The following is a 21651-nucleotide window of genomic DNA, read 5'->3' as shown; positions in this document are numbered from 1 at the left end:
ATAAAGCCATAAAATACATCTGTAAATGGCATCTAGTGTTTAAATTGATAAATGAGGGACATCTGCACAATCATAAATTCTATCGCATGGACTATCAAGAAAATCTATTCTCCTGACTTCCCCTCAATTCTTCCTCATCTCCCTTAGTAATCGCTTTTCTTTGTTCTTTAAAGGATACTGTCTTAGTCGCCGTATTCCCTGATGAAGGATTTAACTTCAGCTTTTTGATTTCCTTTTTTGCATCAGACACCATTGTCTCAAAAGCTTTTATTGAAGACGTTTTTTTTCCTGTTATTTTAGAAAATGTGTCTTGAGGAGTTTCAAGAATTCTATACTCATCAGATGCGTTAAGCAGCTTTACCAGTTTATTGAGCTCTTTATCCGTTGAACATTCCGCAATTTTTTCCTTAAAGCTTTCTAATATTTCTCTTTTAAGAACATCCCCTGTTTTATTTTTATATTGCTCATTAGGGCCTGAATAAGTTACGGGACTGGCATGATTTCTGCTTTGATTGTTTTGGCCATACTGGTAACTGGATTTTATTTTTAAGAAATTATTCTCTATTATTTTTTTAATTTGATGACGTATCGCATCAAAACACAAATTGATTCGCGCTATAACATCATCTGTATTTTTTATGTCTGATTGTTCCACTCTCTTTACAAGCTCATTTTCAAATGCCTCAATCATGTTTTGAGTTTTTTTTGCATAAGAAACTCGATCGTTTTTTGGCAGATTTGTTGTTAATAAACCGAGAAACATTGGATTATGCTCATTGTAAGGATCCAATGCAGCAGTTAGTATTTGTGTGCATAATTTTTTATGAACTCCATCTAGGGAGGTGGAGCTCGCCAAATCAGATCGGACTTGCTCAAACAGTTCTTTTTTGGCAGCATTATTTGTTTTCAGTTGAACAAAATTGCCATTATCAAATACGAACAACCGGTCAGCTATAGATTGTTTTAGGTTATTGCTATAAAACAATTGTTCCCATGTCCTATACCCTTCCGGGGGGTAATAAGCTTTAGGAGGACCATCTATCTCGGGGTTTTCATTTCTGTATTGACCAGGGAATCCGCTCATCACCCCCAATCCATTACAAGCCGCCATATTGGCCTCATCCGTCATACGGCTGCCGCCTACCCAATCATTGCCTTCATAAGAAAAATGATCCCATGCAAATATTTTAAATCGTTCACAATTTGCAAATTCAATGGCTTCCTCAGGGGATTCAGCAAAATCTTCTGCTTTGGACATTTGCCCTAAATCACTGTAAGGTTTACCGCTTTGCAGAACATGGCTACCATTGCTACCAGAGCCAGTATTTCGAACACGAAGTTTAGTGTCCCCTATTTGATTATCCTGGCACACTGTGGACGAGTAACCATCCAGCCATATACCACCAATATTCTTCCATTGAGGATTTTCTTCTAATAATTCTTTTAGTGTATCGTTTAATAATCCAATCGTTTGTCCTCTAAACTCTCCTGCAAAAGCTCCATTACCAATGCCAGGAACAGTGATAAATGCTTTTTTGCCCTTTTCCTTTGCTTGATCATTAGCCTCCTGAAAGACCGTCCTTAATCTATCTTTATAAAAATCCTTAAATTTCCTTTCATCTAATACATCACGACCATCAGCTTGAGAGAGAATTTTTTCTCTGTCCATCGTATTGGGGGGTTGCAAGATTGCTCCAGGGATACACAACAAATTTATTTTGGGAGGGTTATCTTTATACCGTCCATCACCAGTACCTGTCGCGCCATACTTTCCATTATCATAGACCTCTACTCCTCTAAGAACTGAACAAATATTACCTAATATTTCATACTCGTCTTTATTCCACATCTTTCCCTCTCCAATTGTTGCTTGGCTTTCAGCAAAAATTTTGGGCAGGCGAGTATTCATAACAAGTTGCATGAATTCTGCAGGGGAGAGCTTCCTTAACTGAGCGAGATCTTGAGATGTTAGTGGTTTATCCGGATCATATTCAGTTTTCCCTTCAGCGAGGAAATAATTGATTTCGGCGAGTAAGCGATTTCCTGGCTTGACTGCGCCAATAATTAATGCGTTTTGGTAGTTTTGTATTTTTTCAAAAGTACTTCTACTAATGATATATCGGTGCTGCCCTGTATTAGGCATATACGTCACGGGGTTTCTGGGTTTAAGCATGATTTGGACTAAAAATTTAACATAATAATATTGTAGCAAATTTAGTCAATCATGGCTTTAATTTGAACTAAGAAAATCGCTTTTTTGAATTTTGATTAATTAACTTTTGGATAAATAAGCATGCCTTAATCATAGAGATATAGATTCTCCAATTAAGAATCCAGTGAAAATCAAATGGAGGCCTCGCAAAATAAATCACAAGAGGTATAATCACATGCAATAAGTGATAAAAAAAGGAATTGCAATGACTGCTAAAACTCCTCTTCACGCGACACACTTGGCTTGTGGTGCTAAAATGGTAAACTTCCATGGTTGGGAAATGCCACTGCATTATGGTTCTCAATTAAATGAACATCATGCCGTCAGAACTGATGCTGGAATGTTTGATGTGTCACATATGACTATCGTTGATATCTTAGGTGCCGGTGGACGCCAATTTCTGCGTAAACTCCTAACCAATGATATTGATCAAATTACTCACAATGGTAAAGCGCTCTACAGCTGCATGTGCAATGAACATGGCGGAATTATAGATGACCTAATTGTATACCAAAGAGCCTCAGACAATTATCGAGTAGTGCTCAATTCTGCGACCAGACAAAATGATATTGCTTGGATTCGCGCTAAAAGCGAAGGGTTCGCTGTAGGCCTACAAGAAAGACGGGAATTATCCATGCTGGCTGTACAAGGCCCCAATGCCATAGCGAAGACACTAAGCATCCTGCCTCCTGCTCATATTGACGCCGTTTCAACACTTGCCTCTTTCGAATGCGCTGATGTAGATCACTGGTTTTTCGCTCGCACTGGCTATACCGGAGAAGATGGTCTTGAAATCATAGTACCCAATGAATACATCATACCGCTCTGGAACGATTTATTAAAAGCGGGCATTACACCCTGTGGACTAGGCGCTAGAGATACCCTCAGATTGGAAGCCGGCATGCTTCTTTATGGTCAAGATATGGATGAAACAACGACTCCATTAGAATCGGGTTTAGCCTGGACTGTAAAATGGGAGCCTGAAGATAGAGATTTTATTGGTATGGGAGCATTAGTTTCTCAAAAACAGCAAGGAATAAAACGCAAAATGGTTGGTTTAACCTTGTTGGATAAAGGAATCATGCGCAGTGGTCAAAAAGTAATTATTGCAGGTTGCCCTGATGGAATAATTACTAGTGGCAGTTATTCTCCTATACTGCAACAATCAATAGCTCTAGCGCGAGTACCTGTGGAAACAGGAGAAAAAGTTCTTGTTGATATACGTGGAAAATTAATCCCAGCAAAAGTTGGGAAACCCCGCTTTATTAAACAAGGAAAACCTATTTAAATTTTAGTAAAATTAATATAAGGATACAAAATGAATGATTTGAAATTCACATCAACCCATGAATGGCTGCAAGCAGGACAAGAGGAAGTCACCATAGGAATTACAGATCATGCACAACAATTGCTAGGAGATTTAGTATTTGTAGAACTCCCTGAAATAGGAGATGAAGTGAGCGCAGGTCAAGAACTAGGGGTAGTAGAATCCGTAAAAGCCGCCTCTGATTTTTACGCTCCTGTTAGCGGCATTGTAACTGCTGTAAACGATGCCGTAAGCGAAAATCCTGCTCTAGTGAATCATGATCCCTATCATGAAGGTTGGCTCGTTAAGCTAAAACCAACTCACCCAAGTGAGATTGATGACTTGTTAAATGCTGACGAATACCAAAATGAGATAGCTGAGGAAATTTAATTATGCCTTATATTCCACACACGCCCAATGATACCGAAGAAATGCTAACAGCGATTGGTGTTCGGGATATACAAGAGATATTTGATGAAATACCGACCTCTTTGCAATATTCAGGATTTCAGAATATCCCTGCTGGTCTTAATGAAATGGATATGCTGAAAGAGGCTCAGAATCAAGCTCAGAAAAATAATAATGGTATCTGTTTTATTGGTGCAGGATGTTATGAACATCATATTCCTGCAGCGGTGTGGGATATTGCTTCTCGAGGTGAATTTCTAACAGCGTACACACCTTATCAAGCAGAGGCAAGCCAAGGAACGTTACAATTATTATATGAATACCAAACCATGATCTGTGAATTAACAGGCATGGAAGTATCTAATGCGTCAATGTATGACGGGGCAACCGCTTTAGCTGAAGCCATATTAATGGCAGTCCGTGTTAATAAGCACAGTAAAACCAACAGGGTTCTCATCGCGGGAACTGTCCATCCTTTTTATCGTGAAACTATTGAAACAATAGTACGCAATCAACATATTGAGATAATCACGTTGCCTTTTAATGAACAACTAGGCATTACTAACCTGTCTTCTCTAGATCAATATAAAGGAGAAGATATTACCGCTTTAGTAATCGCTCAACCAAACTTCTTCGGATGTCTTGAGCAAGTAGATCAAATAACAAACTGGGCTTGCCATAACAAAACAATTAGTGTGGCCTGTGTTAATCCAATTTCATTAGCTTTGCTGAAGCCTCCTGGCTCATGGGGAGAGCATGGCGTTGATATCGTATGTGGTGAAGGCCAACCATTAGGATCGCCTATGGCCTCTGGAGGTCCTTACTTCGGCTTTTTAAGTACGCGGATGGCTCATGTAAGACAAATGCCAGGCAGACTTATTGGTCGAACAGTGGATAAAGATGGAAAAATAGGATTTAGTCTCACTCTCCAGGCCAGAGAGCAACATATTCGTCGTGCCAAAGCGACTTCAAATATTTGTACTAATCAAGGTCTACTGGTTACAGCCGCTACTATTTATATGAGTCTTTTAGGTTCGGAAGGTTTAAGCCAAGTAGCCACACGTTGCCATCAAAATACTCATCAATTAGTAACAGCCTTGACCCGAATAGAAGGAGTGGAGCAAGTTTTTAAAGCCCCTTTTTTTCATGAGTCCTTAATTAAAATAAATCAGCCTGTTTCGTTGGTTTTACAGCAACTTGCTGATGCAGGAATAGCTGGTGGCTATGCCGTTGAACAGCATTACCCTCAATTATCTAATAGCCTTTTGGTTTGCGCCACGGAAGTACGTACTGCAGAGGATATTGCAAGATATACAAAAACATTAAAATCCATACTATCCAAGAGAGGTACCTAATGTTTATAGTGCAATTGACTTATTTAGCTCCCATTAGCGAGGTAAATAAATATCTGCAAGCACATAGAGAGTTTCTTGATTATCATTATAAACAAGGACTGCTGGTTGCTTCCGGACCAATGAAACCTCGAACCGGCGGCATTATTATTGCTGCGACAAATGACAAAGCGCATTTGGAATCAATCTTTAAACAAGACCCCTATTATTTAGCAGAAATTGCTGAGTACAAATTTATTGAATTTACACCAGTAAAACATAGAGATGAACTCAAGGAACTTATTCAAAAAACGGAAGGCAAATTATGTTGATTTTTGAATTATCTAAAGCAGGTCGTCAGGCAAAAGCCCAAGCCCCCCAAGTAGTCGATAACCACTACTCTATACCGGAAGAGTTCCAACGCAAGACACTTCCAAGATTGCCAGCCTGCTCTGAATTGCAGGTGGTAAGGCATTTTACACGCCTTTCTCATAAGAATTTTTCTATAGACACCAATTTCTACCCTTTGGGTTCATGTACCATGAAGTATAATCCCAGGGGGGTTCACAAAGCCGCATCAATCCCCGGATTTATTAATCGTCATCCATTAACTCTCGAACATGAAAGCCAAGGCTTTTTGGAGTCCCTTTATAAATTACAGCATTATATTGCTGAAATCACTGGGATGCCCGGAGTATCGCTAACCCCAATGGCTGGGTCGCAAGGAGAATTTGCCGGGGTAGCCATGATCAAAGCCTATCACCAATCTCGTGGTGATACTGCTCGAGATGAAATACTGATACCTGATGCGGCGCATGGAACAAATCCCGCCTCCGCTGTCATGTGTGGGTTCAAAGTGGTTGAAATTGCAACTGGGGCAGATGGCGACATCGATCTCGAAGAATTAAGAAAAAAAGTTGGCCCCAGGACAGCGGGAATTATGCTAACAAACCCCTCTACTTTGGGGTTATTTATGCGTCAAATAAAAGAAATAGCCACTCTTGTCCATCAAGCTGGCGGACTATTATATTACGATGGGGCTAATCTCAATGCTATTTTAGGCAAAGTAAGACCAGGCGACATGGGTTTTGATGTGATGCATCTTAATCTCCATAAAACATTTGCTACCCCGCATGGTGGCGGAGGTCCAGGCGCTGGACCAGTCGCTGTAGGCAAACGTCTAATACCTTATATGCCACTTCCAGTTGTAAAAAAAACAGATTCAGGTTATCAATGGGCTACACGTCAAGATTACCCACAAAGCATAGGACGGTTATCCTGTTTTATGGGGAATGCTGGAATTTTATTACGTGCTTATTTTTATATCCTTGTATTAGGCAAAGAAGGTTTGCTACGTGTATCTGAGTTTGCAACACTCAATGCTAATTATCTACTTAAAGAATTGTCTAAGGCTGGCTTTACTCCAGCTTATCCTAGTAGGCGCGCTTCCCATGAATTTATTCTTACTTTAAGTCCAGAGAAAAAGAATTATGGAACTACAGCCATGGATTTTGCCAAGAGACTTCTGGATTATGGATTTCATGCTCCAACCACTTATTTCCCTTTGCTGGTGCCGGAATGCTTACTTATCGAGCCTACAGAGACAGAAAGTAAAGAAGAATTGGATACTTTTGTTAAGGCAATGAAAACTATCCGGGAAGAAGCAATCAATACACCTGATTTGCTTAAATCCGCTCCACACACTTTACCCGTCAAAAGGTTAGACGATGTCAAAGCAGCACGTGAATTAGATTTAAATTATTTTGCAAATCATCAATCTTTTGAATAGCTTTGTACCTGAGACGATGCTAGTTTAAGCATGATGTCATTTTTCCATTTTTATCGTAGGTTGGTGCCAAGCAATTAGCAAGGTACCCCCCAACCTCGCAATGATATTTTTCACTTTGAAAATACTAGAAATCTTGCATAACCTGTAGATTTTGAATTAGCGCGCAAAGCGCAAACGTTTCGAGGAGCAGAGTTTACGAAGTAAATGAGCCCTGGAGAAATGCTTGCAATGAAGCAATAATATAAAAAGATGCCTTTATACAAGAGCTCTAATGATAAGCAGCCCGAATTAATGCCTAATAAATGGATATAGCATTGTCGCGCACAATTACTCATCCCAAGAATGAAAATACACTGATATTTTAATGAATATCTTGATGTTTATTTATGCTTATTTATAATTCATAAGATACTTAATGTATTCACTAAATTCAAAATATGATCATAAATGACCTCTTTAATTGGCTCGAAAATAATGAGTCACCGTCACCTCTCGTCGTTGCTAATCAAACTATAAATCAAGAGCTCTTACAGAAAGAGGAATCTCAGACTCTTCGAACTCATCACGAACTTATCGCTCAGGCTCGAATAGCGAAGTTCAGTGGTTTACCCATGGCTGAAATCAATAAGAAATTAGAGCAACACAAAGTATTCAAAGATTATCTTATATTCTGTAGACAGCAATTCCAGGAAAATGAGAAAAATACATTATTTTTAATAGCGTTAAAACATCTACTGTTAAAAACAGAGGCTGAACAATTTGCCTATATGGATAAAATCAATGAGCTGTTTTGGGCGCTATTACGAGACAGTAAGATAGAAACTCTTAATTTTTATGATAATAATGAGGCTTTATTCAAAAATTGTCATGAAATCCAGAGGCGGATGGAATTGGAGTGTCGCCAACAAAAAATTGAAGCCAGTGTACAAACTGTCAAAAACCACTTTCAGGATCTCACTGAAAGCTTGGCCTTTCAGAAAAACCCTCTAGGAATCATTGCCTTATTCAGAGAATGGGTTAGTGATACCGAAAAATTTGCTGCTCTACTACTCTGCTTACTCCAGAAGGAAGTAAGTATTGAGAAAATCCTACAAACGAACCTATTACAAGATTTTTTAAAATACCACTTGCACAACCTGCACTCAGAAGATAGCGAGGTGAATTCCTTATATTCCTTGCTCAGCTTTTTCCCTGAAACCCAGGCATTGGTAGAAGCAGCTCAGAACGTAAGTTGTGGAGAACCGGCATTCCAACAATATTCGCTCGATGGAAATATTCAAAATAAAACACTCGCTGTTATTTCACCTTCACCGGCAATACTTCAATTTTCATTAAACAGTGAAAATTTTTTTGCGCTCTACCAACTTTTTGGTCAATCTTTTTTAGCTGCCGCTATTATCTATGGAAAGGGTATATGGTTGGATCTCTTAAAACAAACCCTGAATCAACCAGAGACTGTAGAGACCCTATTACCTGGACTAATTAATTTTCTCGCTAGAGAATCTTCGGAAGAAACCTTAAAGACCCTCGCAGAATTGATTGATGATACTACTGCCCAACAACTCCTCAAGCTTAACCAAAGTTCAATTTTTCACCTACTACAGTATAAGCCACTACTGTTAGATGTTTTTCAAGGAAAAAATATATCAGAATATATAAGCCAGCTACTACAGATAAATCATTCTGATCAAGACATTATTTACCAGTTGATGGCTTTGTTCCTAATGCTATTAAAACAAAAGCACCCAGCAACCAAAATCGTGTTTGAAGCCATTATTGACAACCTTGTTCACTATCCCTATCTTATTGAGGATGAGGAGTTGCTGAAACATTTAAAAAAATACAAAGATTCTGATCAGCTTTTAGCCCAACGTGGTGAAAAGATACAGCAACAACTTCATCATTGTATCATTGACCAAACAGCCCAATCGACCTTCGAACCCTATAATTATCACATTATTGAAGCCACTTGGCTTGATGCGACTAGAAAAATAGATGCCTTAAACCGAATCAATCCTCAAATAAAAGTCAGTTTAGGAGATAAATATAAACTCCAAGCCAGAATCGCTGAGATCGCCTTCCATGCTCATGGAAGCCATTTTGATTTAGATCACTTTATTGATTCACTGGGGTTACCTCCTGTTGCCTCAAGTGAAGAAGTGAGCGCCTATGAACGGGTTCTTATTGAAATTATTGCTGCCATTGATGATGTATTCGTTAGAGAACAGATTATTAATAAGCTGGAAACCAGCCCTATTGAACGACTCAACTGGCATCAAAAAGAGTACGGAGGTAAATCTATTTTCATCAAGGCAGCAAAATATGGCAATTTAGGCTTAATAAGTCTTCTTGGAAATACAATTGACACTACTACTCTTGAGAAAGCAATTTCTTGTGCTGCTAAACACTCTCAATGGGAGGCATTCGATCACCTGTGTAGCATTAATAAAATTAAATTGAATCACAAAGAAATCCAAGACTTTGTAATCTTAGCTGCCAAACAAGGGCAAATAAACAGTATACAGGTCTTGATGAATCTTTATAGTTACCAGCCGTCAGCAAAAATTATTCAATCAATTCTTACCACAGCAATAGAGGATGGTGAGATTAAAGTAGTTGATTTTTTTTATAGCCTCTCAATCCAGATCTGCCGACAGCCGTCGCTTGATCATCTGTTTAAACTAGCTGTTCAATTTAAGCATTGGAATATCCTCGAATTTCTTGTTCATTCCGAGAAAGCTCCTCCACCGCAATCGACTATTGAAAGAGCTTTTGAGCAAACTGCCTATGCTCAGCAAATGGATGCAGTAAAAATTCTTTGTAACTTACCTAATCATTGTCCCAGACCTCAGATAATAGGGCGAGTCCTATTAAAAGCTTGTAAGTTAAAGCTGACGCCAGTGGTTCAATATCTTTGTAGTTTACCATTGGAGCCACTATCCAAACTGGTAATTGAGAAAGCACTAATAGAAGCTATAGCCAATGGACATCTTGAAATTGTCACCAGTCTTTGTGAATCACCATTCATCCGACCCGAAAAATCATCAATCAATATAGCCATTAAAATGGCTGCTAAAAGCAAACAAACAGAAATTTTCATAGCCCTTTGCAGTAATCGAAAGAATCCTCCGAGTAAAGAGGCCCTAAAACTATCTTCTCATTGGGCAATTCGGACAGGGAATTTGGATATTATAAAATACCTATGCACTAACCAACCCACTATTTTTAATCAGCACATGTTGGAACAAGCGCTACTATTAGCGATTAAATTCAAACGACCAGAAATCGCTCGTTATCTTTGCCAAAATCCAGAAATTACTTCGAACAGAAAAATCACGCACAGTGCTCTCAATAAAGCTATTACAGCCCGCCAAACTGACATTGTAGGTTATCTACGTCAAAAACAAAGCAACCAACCTAATGCCAATGATAAATATGAAGATAATTATGAGGTTAGCGAGAAATTAATTGGTCATGGCCTCTTTAAGAAAAGATCTAAAACCAATTCAGTACCTGAAACCAATACTAATTATAATAGTACGCCTGGAGAGGATGTGGTTAATCCATTTGGCCGCTTTTAAGCGACAGTGATTTTTTAAATAAACCGTGATAATTGAGTTTTGTATTCATTACTATATTAAAGAATATCTGGCTATCAATCTAACATTTTGTTAACTCAATGAAAATTAATTAATTTTATTGTTGAAAATCTCTTTGCTATTAAAAAAAAATAAGTTATAACACTCTTAACTATATCAAGGATTGATAAGTAAAGGGTTAATCGACATCCAGAAAAGGAGGATGTTGAAATTAACAATAATATTTTCATGGAGCAGAAAATGAATAGCAAAATATTTTCGCAACGCTTTAATCGCGAATTGGCTGCATTGGGGTTTCCCGAAGATTTAACAGAAAAAACAAAAGCAGTGTCCAAAGTATTTGGAGTAACACGCCATCTGGCTAATTCAATGATATTTGGTCATATTCTTCCTAATAAGGAACAACTCGATAATATTGCAGAAATCTTAGAAGTTTGCCCTCAATGGTTAAGTGGCGCAACCGATAGAAAAAAGGCTTACCCCGGACGTGAAACCGCTGATAGCGTGTAATAAAACAGAATTTAATGTATACTTTAGCCTAAGTGATCGCGTTTGCTTAAATCATTTAATTCAGCAAACGCTTTTTTAATCGTAGGTTATTAAACATGGAATGCCTAAGTTTCTGCGTTGCCAAAACCATAGACTTAACTCGTCTTGATCTTCATCTGAAAAATTTCTCTAAAGAATTTAATTCGGTAAAAACCCGAGATGTCATAAAACTAAACCCTCATAGAAATAAAAATCATACTGTATTCATTTTTAAGAATGGCACCATTGTATCTTGGGGGGTAAAACGATATCAAATCCACGGTTATCTAGATGTTATTAAACTACTCATAGACAAACCAGTAACCTTGTCAGTCCATGATGAATTTCATTATCAAATTGGGGATAAAACAGCAATAGAACCACATGGTTTTTACGATGTAGATTGCTTAACCATTGAAGAAGATAGTGATGAACTCAAACTTAGTTTATCTTATGGTTTTTCTCAATCAGTAAAATTACAATATTTCGAAACCATTATTGACGCCCTAATCGACAAGTATAACCCCTTGATACAATCTTTATCTCATAAAGGAGAAATGCCTATAAGCCGAAAACAAATCCAACAAATAATTGGTGAAATTTTAGGCGCTAAAAGTGAGCTAAACTTGATTAGTAATTTTCTTTACCATCCTAAATATTTTTGGCAACATCCCACTTTAGAAGAGCACTTCTCGATGCTTGAACGCTATTTACATATACAAAGGCGTGTCAATGCCATTAATCATCGCCTTGATACACTGAATGAAATTTTCGATATGTTTAATGGCTATTTAGAAAATCGGCATGGCCATCATTTAGAAGTAATTATTATTGTATTAATTACAGTAGAAATTATAATTGCTGTTATGAACTTTCATTTTTAGGGTTTCTTACCTTAATTTATGAGCACCTTAAAATCCTTTCTTCTCAAAGATACTTCTTTGCGAACAGAAATTCTGGCTGGCGCTACAACCTTTCTCACTATGGTTTATATCGCTTTTGTCAATCCCAGTATTTTACATGATGCTGGAATGGACCAAGGTGCAGTTTTCACTGCTACTTGTTTGGTAACTGCCTTTGGTTGCGCTTTAATAGGACTTTTAGCGAATACCCCCGTAGGCGTAGCTCCGGGAATGGCATTAAATATTTATTTTGCTTATGGTGTAGTTCAGGGGATGGGAATTGACTGGCCACATGCATTAGCCATGGTCTTTATTTCAGGCCTGCTTTTCCTATTTCTGACCATGACCAAGTTAAGACGGCTCTTAATAGAGGCTATCCCATATAATTTACAAATAGCAATTTTAATTGGTATTAGTCTGCTTATTGCTTTAATTGCCTTACAAAACAATCAAATCATTATTAGTAACCAGCATAATTTAATGCAAATGGGGCATATCCTCAAACCTGAAACCGGTATGTTCTTCTTAGGCTTTATACTGATTTTGGTTCTGGATTACTATAAAGTACCAGGTGCCATCATCATTGGAATACTGAGTATCAGCATCTTAAGTTTGGTCCTGGGTCTAACAAGATGGCAAGGCTTGATTTCAATGCCCCCAGCCATTGCCCCTACTTTTATGAAACTGGATTTTTCCAGTCTCTCCAGCGTCGTAGCATTAAAAGCCATTTTTACTTTTTTTCTAATCGCAGTATTTGATGCCACAGGTACTTTAATTGGTTTGCTCAATCCAACCGTTTTTAAACACCAAGAAGATTATCACAAACGACTCAGTAATAGCTTAACTGCTGATGCAGCGGCTTCTTCCCTGGCAGGCCTATTAGGATCAGCAAGCACTTCCCCTTATATTGAGTCGGCCACCGGAATTGAAGCAGGTGGAAGGACAGGTCTCACTGCTTTGGTAGTTGCCACAGGGTTTATTCTGGTACTATTCTTTTTCCCACTTGCCAAAATGATTCCAAGCTTTGCGGTAGGACCCGCCTTGCTTTATGTGGCCTGCTGCATGATGAAGCATGTGGCCGACATGAAATTAAAAGACCTCAGTGAAACAGCGCCCTGCATGGTAACAATTATGATGATACCATTTACTTCATCCATAGCGGATGGGATTGGATGGGGAGTTATTCTTTATACTCTCCTCAAGTTGTTCACTCGTCAAAAAATTAATCCCTTAATTATTATTTTAAGCCTTGTTTTTGTAATTTTCTTTTTAATTAGCTAACAGAGCAGACATTATGTTGGAGCAATCATTACGGCATTATTATCAACAGATATTGATAGACCCTATACTACCTAATTTATGCAAATGGATAACACCTCTATCCATTACCTGGCTATCAGGACTGTTTGGCTTATTATTTATTCCCTTTGTTTTACTAAATAAGCCCTATATCGCTATCGGTTTTCTTTTAATTTCGGGGTACCTGGATACTCTCGATGGTTCTTTAGCTCGCTTTCAAAATCAATCTTCTGATTTTGGATCAGCAATGGATATAATCACAGACAGGATTGTGGAATTTTCTGCAGTTTTTGCTTTATATCTTTTTAATCCTGAGCAACGAGCTACTTTAACGATTCTAATGCTAGGAAGCATTTTACTTTGTATTACAAGCTTTTTAGTCGTTGGTATTTTCACTAATAATAATTCTCATAAAAGTTTTTATTACAGTCCTGGTATCATGGAGCGCGCTGAAGCATTTATTTTCTTTATTTTTATGACTTTATTTCCCGGATATTTCAGCTTTCTTGCTATTATATTTTGCTTTTTAGTCTGTTTAACTGCATTAATTAGAGTGATAGAATTTAAAAAAGCAGTAAAAACAGTGTCTATTCTATATTGATAAAATTCTCGTTTTCTCAAAAAAGAATGAGCAAATCAAACAAAAACACGCTAATCTTAGAAATAGAATAATTATTAATTCTTAGACCACCATGATTAATCAAACCAATCAACTTGATGAGCTTCAAATAAAAGAACTTAAAGCCTTAATGGCAGAATGTAAAAAAAATGATAGCAGTATACCCAATGTTTATCTCCATATATTAAAACAACATCGCGCACTTCCTACAAGCTTTCTTTACTATAAAGATGATCTCTTGGTTGGCTTTTTAAGTGTTTATTTCTTCTATGACGATGCAGTAGAAATAGCTGTACTGGTTCATCCCAGGTATCGTAAGCAAGCGATTGCTAAAGAATTAATACAAGCTGCTTTACCTTTAATAAAATCCCAAAATTATTTTAATTTGATTTTTTCATGCCCCTCCCGCCTTAATGACAAATGGCTGACTAACAAGGGATTTACTTATCTTCATAGTGAATATTTTATGGAGCGAGACGATCTTAATCCCATACTAGACTACAATAAATCATTGTCTTTCCGGATGGCAACCATCGAAGATATCCCAATATTATGTGCTTTGGATGAGGTATGCTTTCCAGACAAGAGTCAAGACTTAGCTAACCGCTTCCAACAAATACTCAGTGAAAGAGAATATGAAATTATAATTGCCATGCTCAATAAACACCCCATTGGAAAAGCGCATATCCGCTGGCAGTCCAAAAGGGCTACATTATCTGATATCGCTATATTACCCAAGGAACAAGGAAAAGGATTTGGTTCTTCCCTTATCGCATATTGTATCAATATGATATTAAGCGAAGGCAAATCTCTTGTTGATCTTGATGTAGAAACCCACAATAAAAAAGCATTAAATCTGTATATACAACTCGGCTTCCATATCCAAAATGCTTGTGATTATTGGTCTATCAATCTAAGTAAACTAGAAAAATAAAAAATTATGCTCCAGGAGTCTTAGAGCTCTACAAAAAGCAGACTATTGCTTATCTTGAAAGGATCCCGGAGCAAGAAAATCAGGTCATATAAAATCTACCATTTTAAAGTCCCTTAGGTATATTTTTATTTATAAAATACGTATTATAAATATGGCTTGACATAATTTAAATCTCACCATTAGTATTGCGAATAGTGATAGGGGAAGCTTGTTTTTATCAAATAAGGATAATTAATGAAAAAAAGGGTTGTTATTACTGGTATGGAAATAACGTCATCCATAGGAACTGGAATTGATAAATTTTGGCTTGCTGCTTGTCAAGGTCAATGTGGAATTAAGCGCATCCAATCTTATGATCCATCACCCTATTCTACCCAAATAGCAGGAGAGATTACTGATTTATCACTCGATCACCTCCCTGAATTCAATAAAAGCAAGCGCTATCCTCGAGCAGCTCAATATGCCCTATTTTGCGCATATCATGCTATTGAAAAAGCAGGCCTGGAGCCATCAGAGCTCAATACAGCAGGAACTTTTATTGGCACCAGCCTTGGGGGCCAACCTGAATTAGAATTAGGCTATAAAACTTTTTTTACAGACAGTTGGAAAAAAATTCCCCCGCTCAGCGTTATTAGAGGGATGCCTAATTCCGTAGCAAATCATATTGCCATAGCTTTCAATATCGGTGGACCCAACTCAACCTTTTCTAATGCCTGCGTTTCATCAGGTGAAGCAATAGGAGCAGCTTATCAACAAATTGCTCATGGGAACCTGACTACAGCTCTTTGTGGTGGCACAGAATCTTTAATATGGGAATCTCTTATGGCCGCATGGTGCAAATTAAGAGTCATGTCTACTAACAACGAAAATCCTGCACAAGCTAGTCGTCCATTTGATTTACATCGAGATGGAATGGTCATGGCCGATGGCGCTGGAATATTAATTCTTGAAGAATTACAACAAGCCAAAGCAAGAGGAGCCCAAATACTTGGAGAAATCATTGGTTTTGGTGCCAGTTGTGATGCATTCCATGTAACAGCGCCCAATTCGCAAGGGCAGGCAAGGGCTATTTTTGCTGCTTTAAATGACGCAAGATTATCAATTAATGATGTCCATTATATCAATGCGCATGGAACAGGAACCCAATTAAATGACAGTACGGAAACTGAAACAATAAAAACAGTATTCGGTCAAAAGGCTTATAACATCCCTATTACAGCTCAAAAAGCAATGACTGGCCATGCTATTGGGGCTGCAGGAGCAATGGAAATCATTGCTACGACATTATGTTTGCAAAAAAATATTTTGTTACCAACTATTAACCTACATACTCCTGACCCTGCGTGTGATTTGGATTACACGCCCAATACAGCAAGAGAAAAAACTATTGATATTGCCTTGTCCAACCATTTTGCTTTTGGTGGAGCAAATGCTGCGTTAGTTCTTAGGAAATATATAAGCTAAGAGTAATAATTCAACTCTTAAGTTCCCTGACATCCATGTTCAGAAGCCCTCCTCTACCATAAGCTCCCGCGGGCATACCGCGGGATGTTGAGGAAATAACCATCCAGAATATCTATCTTAACTGAAGAATTACCATGCCGCTCACCGAAAAATTAAGAATATAGATAGCTTAAACTAAATAGTAATTGGTTATTATACAAATGCGTCAACCTTAGTCCCTTAGTAATATTTACACCATCCCCACCCAAAAAGCTTTTTCCTAAATCAGCAAATTCATATCCCATACCAACCTGCCAGTGAGGACTAAGCATCATTTGTAGTCCAGTTCCAACGCTATAAGCAAAAGCAATTGTTGTATTTGAAGCATACCATGGAGCAGGGAATAAAAATTGATTTATCGAGGTAGTTCTGTAATCATGCGAATTGTTAAATGCCGCACCAAAGCTGCCACTAATATATGGCTGCACAGGGTTAAAAGAGCTTCCAATTAGTTTGCCTTTCATCTCTATTCGAGCATGGTTTACTTTATAATCATAAGTGTATACATCGAGCAACCCATTAAGATTCGCATGTCCCGTTACTTCAGCATTACTGACCCCAGCCACTCCTAAACCTAATTGGCCTGTGAGCCAAGGATTAATTGCACGTTGCAAACCAAAAAATATCTCTCCATTAGCTAAAACGCTGGTTGGAGAATCATACGTATAGTAAAGATAATAATTGGGAGGTAAATTAGGATTAAAATTGGCAATATAGACAGGTGACAGTGGATAAATATACTGGTTTTGCCCTGCAACAGCCCAGGAAGGACCGCCACTTATTGTAATAATTGAGGACCAAAGCAAGGGTATTTCTTTATCGTAAAGAGGCTCTGAAGCACAAAGATTTATACTAAATAAAACGCTTCCCACTGTGAGCAATATTTTCTTAAACATATCCCATCCTTTTGATTTCGAAATTAGATTTCCTGATTTAAATAGGTGGCAGAATCGATTTTTAGTGATTATTTTGATTTTATACCTTAATTAATCTTATTTTGCTAGGGCGATTAGCAACGCCACTCAAGAGAATAATTTTTTAACTGGCTTAACTTCATAACAATAATCTAATTATCCAGATTATGAGAAATTGTTAACTTAAAGAAGGTTAAAGAAGATTAATTCACTCGAAAATGAAAAATAACAAGTATATAATCGGTCTATTTTGCAGAATTAAAAGGTAAAACAATGAGCATTTCACTTTGTGCCATAGCAAATCTAGTCCAAGGTACTGTAATAGGGAATGATACGATTACTATTTCTACACTATCACCTATAGACAACATTACTCCTGGATCATTAGTTTTTGCTGATGGTGCAGAAAATATCAAACTTGCAGAGAATTCAGAAGCGGCGGCTATTTTAGTTGGTCATGGCATTATGGATTCTAATAAACCATTAATTCAAGTACAACATCCTTTTAAAGCATTTATTAAGTTAATCAATCATTTCAATCCACCAAAAAAAATAACCCCTGGAATACACCCCTCCGCTGTCATTGACGAAGGAGTGCAAATTGGCGAGCAAGTTTATATTGGCCCCTATGTGGTTATTGAATCTGGGAGCATTATAGGCAATCATACTGTGCTCAAAAGCCATATTCATATCGGCCATAACGTCATCATTGGAGATCATACCACCATTCATCCACAAGTTACCATTTATGACCATTGCCAAATTGGTTCACATGTCACTATTCATGCTTCGACAGTTGTTGGTTCTGATGGATTTGGTTATACCTTTGTTGATGGACAACATCTCAAAGTACCTCATACTGGAAATGTAATTATTGAAAATGACGTTGAGATAGGTGCTAACTCCGCAATAGATAGAGCAACCTTAGGCTCAACAATAATAGGAGAAGGAACTAAAATTGATAATTTGGTTCAAATTGCCCATTCCGTCAAACTAGGCAAACATAACATCATTTGTGCATTCACAGGCATCGCCGGAAGCACCACATCAGGTAATAACGTCATCTTTGCAGCAAACGTTGGGGTGAGTGATCATGTTCGTATTGACGATGAGGTAATATTAGGAGCACGTACTGGTGTCCCTCCTCATAAACATTTAAAACAAGGAACGATATATCTTGGCAATCCTGCAAAACCTAAAGATATTGCAATCAAACATGAGCTTTCAGTAAATCGTATACCATTAATCAGAAAAAATATTAAATCACTTTCTGATCAAATTGCAGTAATCAACAAAAAATTAGACATTAAAGAGGCAGAGTAAATTATGAAGCCCCCTTTGATTTTAATCGATGGCTCATCTTATTTTTTCCGCGCATTCCATGCTCTTCCCCCTTTAACCAATTCAAAAGGTCAACCCACTGGAGCAATTTATGGGGTGGCCAACATGATAAAGAAAATAATTAAAGATTACAAACCAGAGGAAATTGCCGTTGTTTTTGATTCCAAAGGGAAAACTTTCAGGGATGAATGGTATCCGGAATATAAAGCTCATAGACCTCCCATGCCTCAAGAGTTGCACTCTCAATTTCAGCCTTTAGTCCAATTATTACAAGCGATGGGCTTACCTTTACTCATTGTCGACGGAGTTGAAGCAGACGACGTAATCGGTACTTTAGCAAAACAAGCGACTGATCAGGGGATACCAGTTGTGATATCGACAAGCGATAAAGACATGGCGCAACTCGTTAATGAGCATGTTTCGCTAATCAATACCATGAGTAATTACAGCATGAATATAGAAGGTGTCAAAGAAAAATTTGGTGTAGCGCCCAAACAAATCATTGACTATCTTACTCTCATTGGAGATACCGTAGATAATATTCCTGGGGTAACGAAATGCGGACCCAAAACTGCAGTGAAGTGGCTGACTGAATATAAAACTCTCGATAATCTCATTTTGCACGCTGATAAAATCAGCGGTAAAATCGGCGAATATCTACGCGAAAGTATTCCTCATTTACCACTTTCAAAAAAACTAGTAACGATTAAAACTGATTTGGACTTGCCATTAAATTTAAACCAACTAATACCTAAGCCTGCTGATAAGGAGCGATTAATTGAATTAACTCGTGAGTTGGAATTCAAATCTTGGCTTAGAGAATTATTAGAAGAAAAGGAAAATCAAAAATCAGAAACCGAAAAAGAAAATGGCAACAGTGACTCATACGAAATTATCACCACTGATCAACAATTAAATTATTGGCTTAATAAGCTGAGCCAATGCAAACAATTTTGTATTGCGACTAAAACAACTGATTCTGATCTCATGCAAACTGAATTGGTAGGAATTTCATTTGCAATCGAAGAAGAAAAAGCAGCATACATTCCGCTTGCCCACACAGATGGTAGTAAGCAGATGGTTAGAGATGAAGTTTTAACCGCCTTAAAAATGATCTTAGAAAATCCTGAGATAAAGAAAATAGGGCAAAATATTAAATACGACTACACTGTCTTAAGGAATTATGGGATTCTCTTAAGGGGTATAACCTATGACACTATGCTAGAATCCTATGTGCTCAATAGTAGTGCTGGTAATCATGATATAGATTCTTTGGCATTAAAATACTTGGGTTATAAAATAATTAGTTATGAAGAAATTGCTGGTAAAGGTGTCAAGCAACTTCGTTTCAATCAAATTCCAGTTACTAAAGCAGGAATCTATGCTGCGGAAAATGCAGACACTATCTTAAAATTACATAACAGACTTTTCCCTATGATGGATATGTCATTGCGTAGCGTCCTATGCGATATAGAAATACCTTTAATTTCTGTTCTTGCCGACATGGAAATGTATGGAGTGTTAATTGACACCGCGGCACTAAAACAACATGGTAATCGCTTAAAAGAAAAAATGAAGGCTCTGGAAGATGAGGCTTTACAGCTAGCAGGAAGAACTTTTAATCTTAATTCGCCCAAACAATTGCAAGAAATTTTATTTGATGAACAAAAATTACCTATAGTAACCAAAACACCTACTGGACAACCTTCAACAGCAGAATCCGTATTGCAGGAATTAGCTTTTGACTACAGATTACCGGCAGTCATCCTTGAGTACCGAAGTTTATCGAAATTAGTTAGCACTTATATTGATGCATTACCTAAAAGAATAAACCCTAAAACACATAGGGTACATACATCATACAATCAGGCCGTTGCAGCAACAGGTCGCCTGTCCTCAAGCGATCCAAACCTGCAAAATATCCCCATACGGAGCGAGGAAGGAAGGCTTATTCGCGCTGCATTTGTAGCACCATCAGGAAGCATGATCATGGCTGCTGATTACTCACAAATCGAACTACGTATAATGGCTCATTTATCCCAAGATGAAAATCTTTTACGAGCCTTTGCTCAAGGCTGGGATATTCATACGGCAACAGCGAGCGAAATCTTTCAAACTAATTTGGAGCAAGTCACTAAAGAACAAAGAAGAAGAGCAAAAGCGGTCAACTTTGGCTTAATTTATGGCATGTCTGCCTTTGGTCTAGCAAAGCAAATTGGTGTGGAGCGTCAGGATGCTCAACATTACATCGACACCTATTTCCATCGCTACCCTAAAGTTCTGGAATATATGGAGCGTACTCGGAAGCAAGCCCATCAACAAGGTTACGTTGAAACTTTGTTTGGTCGTCGACTCTATTTACCAGAAATTAACTCGCGGAATTTAATGAGACAAAAAGCAGCAGAACGTACTGCCATCAATGCTCCTATGCAAGGTACGGCTGCTGATATTATTAAAAAAGCCATGCTGGCCATCGCTGACTGGGAGAGAGCACAAAAGAACCCTCCCGCCAAAATGATTATGCAGGTACACGATGAATTAGTATTTGAGGTACGTGAAGAGGCTATAGCAGAATGTGCTGCCATTATCCACAAATTGATGGAGCAAGTTGGGGAACTATCTATACCACTCGTTGTTTCTATTGGTATAGGTTCCAATTGGGATAATGCTCATTAGTAACAACAACTCCCCCCAACCAAGCCGTTTCGATGGGCTTGTAAGAAATTTTGTGTATAAAATTTCGTAACCGCTCAAGGTACATAATTGAAGCTTGGTGAGATACCAGAGCGTTGCGCTCAATTTTTCGCTCAAGATGGGCCAAATACGGCATTCCTGCGATATCACGCGAACAGGTATAAAATTTCAGGCGCGTTGTTGCCCTAAAAATAACTAACAGAAGTCTGGTTTGTAAAAGCAGAATTTTGACCAATCATAAATTCACCAAAATCCTGACTTCGGAAAATCAA

General features: G+C 37.9%; 16 protein-coding genes. 14 read left to right on the top strand and 2 right to left on the bottom strand.

What is annotated here, in order from left to right; genetic code table 11:
- Window positions 1–94: 94 nt before the first annotated feature.
- Window positions 95–2173 carry a hypothetical protein gene (locus OK13_RS09045; RefSeq protein ID WP_152571645.1) on the bottom strand — a complete coding sequence of 693 codons (2079 nt, stop codon included), beginning with the start codon at window positions 2171–2173 and terminating at the stop codon, window positions 95–97.
- Window positions 2174–2417: 244 nt separating this feature from the next.
- On the opposite strand from OK13_RS09045, the gene gcvT reads away from it, so the two are divergent.
- The 12 genes from gcvT (at window position 2418) to OK13_RS08985 (ending at window position 16391) form a co-directional block, all read left to right on the top strand.
- Window positions 2418–3500, top strand: a complete 1083-nt coding sequence (gene gcvT / locus OK13_RS09040; RefSeq protein WP_035890327.1) for a glycine cleavage system aminomethyltransferase GcvT — start codon at window positions 2418–2420, stop codon at window positions 3498–3500.
- A gap of 30 nt (window positions 3501–3530) precedes the next feature.
- A complete protein-coding gene (gene gcvH, locus OK13_RS09035; RefSeq protein WP_035890325.1) occupies window positions 3531–3908 on the top strand; it encodes a glycine cleavage system protein GcvH in 378 nt (125 codons plus the stop codon).
- A 2-nt stretch (window positions 3909–3910) separates the two neighbouring features.
- Window positions 3911–5281, top strand: a complete 1371-nt coding sequence (gcvPA, locus tag OK13_RS09030) for an aminomethyl-transferring glycine dehydrogenase subunit GcvPA (protein ID WP_035890322.1) — start codon at window positions 3911–3913, stop codon at window positions 5279–5281.
- Complete coding sequence (locus tag OK13_RS09025) at window positions 5281–5589, top strand: YciI family protein (RefSeq protein ID WP_035890320.1); 309 nt, start codon at window positions 5281–5283, stop codon at window positions 5587–5589. Before gcvPA ends, OK13_RS09025 begins: the two co-directional genes overlap by 1 nt.
- Window positions 5583–7046: an aminomethyl-transferring glycine dehydrogenase subunit GcvPB gene (gene gcvPB, locus OK13_RS09020; protein ID WP_035890316.1), complete on the top strand. Its 1464-nt coding sequence runs from the start codon at window positions 5583–5585 to the stop codon at window positions 7044–7046. The genes OK13_RS09025 and gcvPB overlap by 7 nt, the downstream gene beginning before the upstream one ends.
- 437 nt (window positions 7047–7483) lie before the next feature.
- On the top strand, window positions 7484–10627 hold the full coding sequence (locus OK13_RS09015; protein ID WP_052117627.1) for an ankyrin repeat domain-containing protein: 3144 nt from the start codon (window positions 7484–7486) through the stop codon (window positions 10625–10627).
- A gap of 258 nt (window positions 10628–10885) precedes the next feature.
- A complete protein-coding gene (locus OK13_RS09010; protein ID WP_035890340.1) occupies window positions 10886–11155 on the top strand; it encodes a hypothetical protein in 270 nt (89 codons plus the stop codon).
- A gap of 95 nt (window positions 11156–11250) precedes the next feature.
- On the top strand, window positions 11251–12057 hold the full coding sequence (locus OK13_RS09005) for an RMD1 family protein (protein WP_035890312.1): 807 nt from the start codon (window positions 11251–11253) through the stop codon (window positions 12055–12057).
- A gap of 18 nt (window positions 12058–12075) precedes the next feature.
- On the top strand, window positions 12076–13356 hold the full coding sequence (locus tag OK13_RS09000) for an NCS2 family permease (protein ID WP_035890309.1): 1281 nt from the start codon (window positions 12076–12078) through the stop codon (window positions 13354–13356).
- 13 nt (window positions 13357–13369) lie between these two features.
- On the top strand, window positions 13370–13975 hold the full coding sequence (locus tag OK13_RS08995; protein ID WP_035890306.1) for a CDP-alcohol phosphatidyltransferase family protein: 606 nt from the start codon (window positions 13370–13372) through the stop codon (window positions 13973–13975).
- 91 nt (window positions 13976–14066) lie between these two features.
- Complete coding sequence (locus OK13_RS08990; RefSeq protein WP_035890304.1) at window positions 14067–14927, top strand: GNAT family N-acetyltransferase; 861 nt, start codon at window positions 14067–14069, stop codon at window positions 14925–14927.
- Window positions 14928–15161: 234 nt separating this feature from the next.
- Window positions 15162–16391 (top strand): beta-ketoacyl-[acyl-carrier-protein] synthase family protein, encoded by a 1230-nt coding sequence (locus OK13_RS08985; RefSeq protein WP_035890302.1) that lies wholly within the window; start codon window positions 15162–15164, stop codon window positions 16389–16391.
- A 152-nt stretch (window positions 16392–16543) separates the two neighbouring features.
- Here OK13_RS08985 and OK13_RS08980 read toward each other — a convergent pair whose 3' ends face one another.
- On the bottom strand, window positions 16544–17326 hold the full coding sequence (locus OK13_RS08980; protein WP_035890300.1) for an outer membrane protein: 783 nt from the start codon (window positions 17324–17326) through the stop codon (window positions 16544–16546).
- A 291-nt stretch (window positions 17327–17617) separates the two neighbouring features.
- Here OK13_RS08980 and lpxD point away from each other — a divergent pair, with 291 nt between their 5' ends.
- Window positions 17618–18667, top strand: a complete 1050-nt coding sequence (gene lpxD / locus OK13_RS08975) for a UDP-3-O-(3-hydroxymyristoyl)glucosamine N-acyltransferase (RefSeq protein WP_035890298.1) — start codon at window positions 17618–17620, stop codon at window positions 18665–18667.
- A 3-nt stretch (window positions 18668–18670) separates the two neighbouring features.
- Entirely contained in the window at window positions 18671–21361 is a 2691-nt protein-coding gene (gene polA, locus OK13_RS08970; RefSeq protein WP_035890297.1) for a DNA polymerase I, read from the top strand.
- Window positions 21362–21651 lie beyond the last annotated feature (290 nt).

Source organism: Legionella norrlandica (assembly GCF_000770585.1).
Taxonomy (GTDB): domain Bacteria; phylum Pseudomonadota; class Gammaproteobacteria; order Legionellales; family Legionellaceae; genus Legionella; species Legionella norrlandica.
Note: the sequence above shows the minus strand (reverse complement) of the source record. Positions and strands in the feature narration are given on the sequence as shown.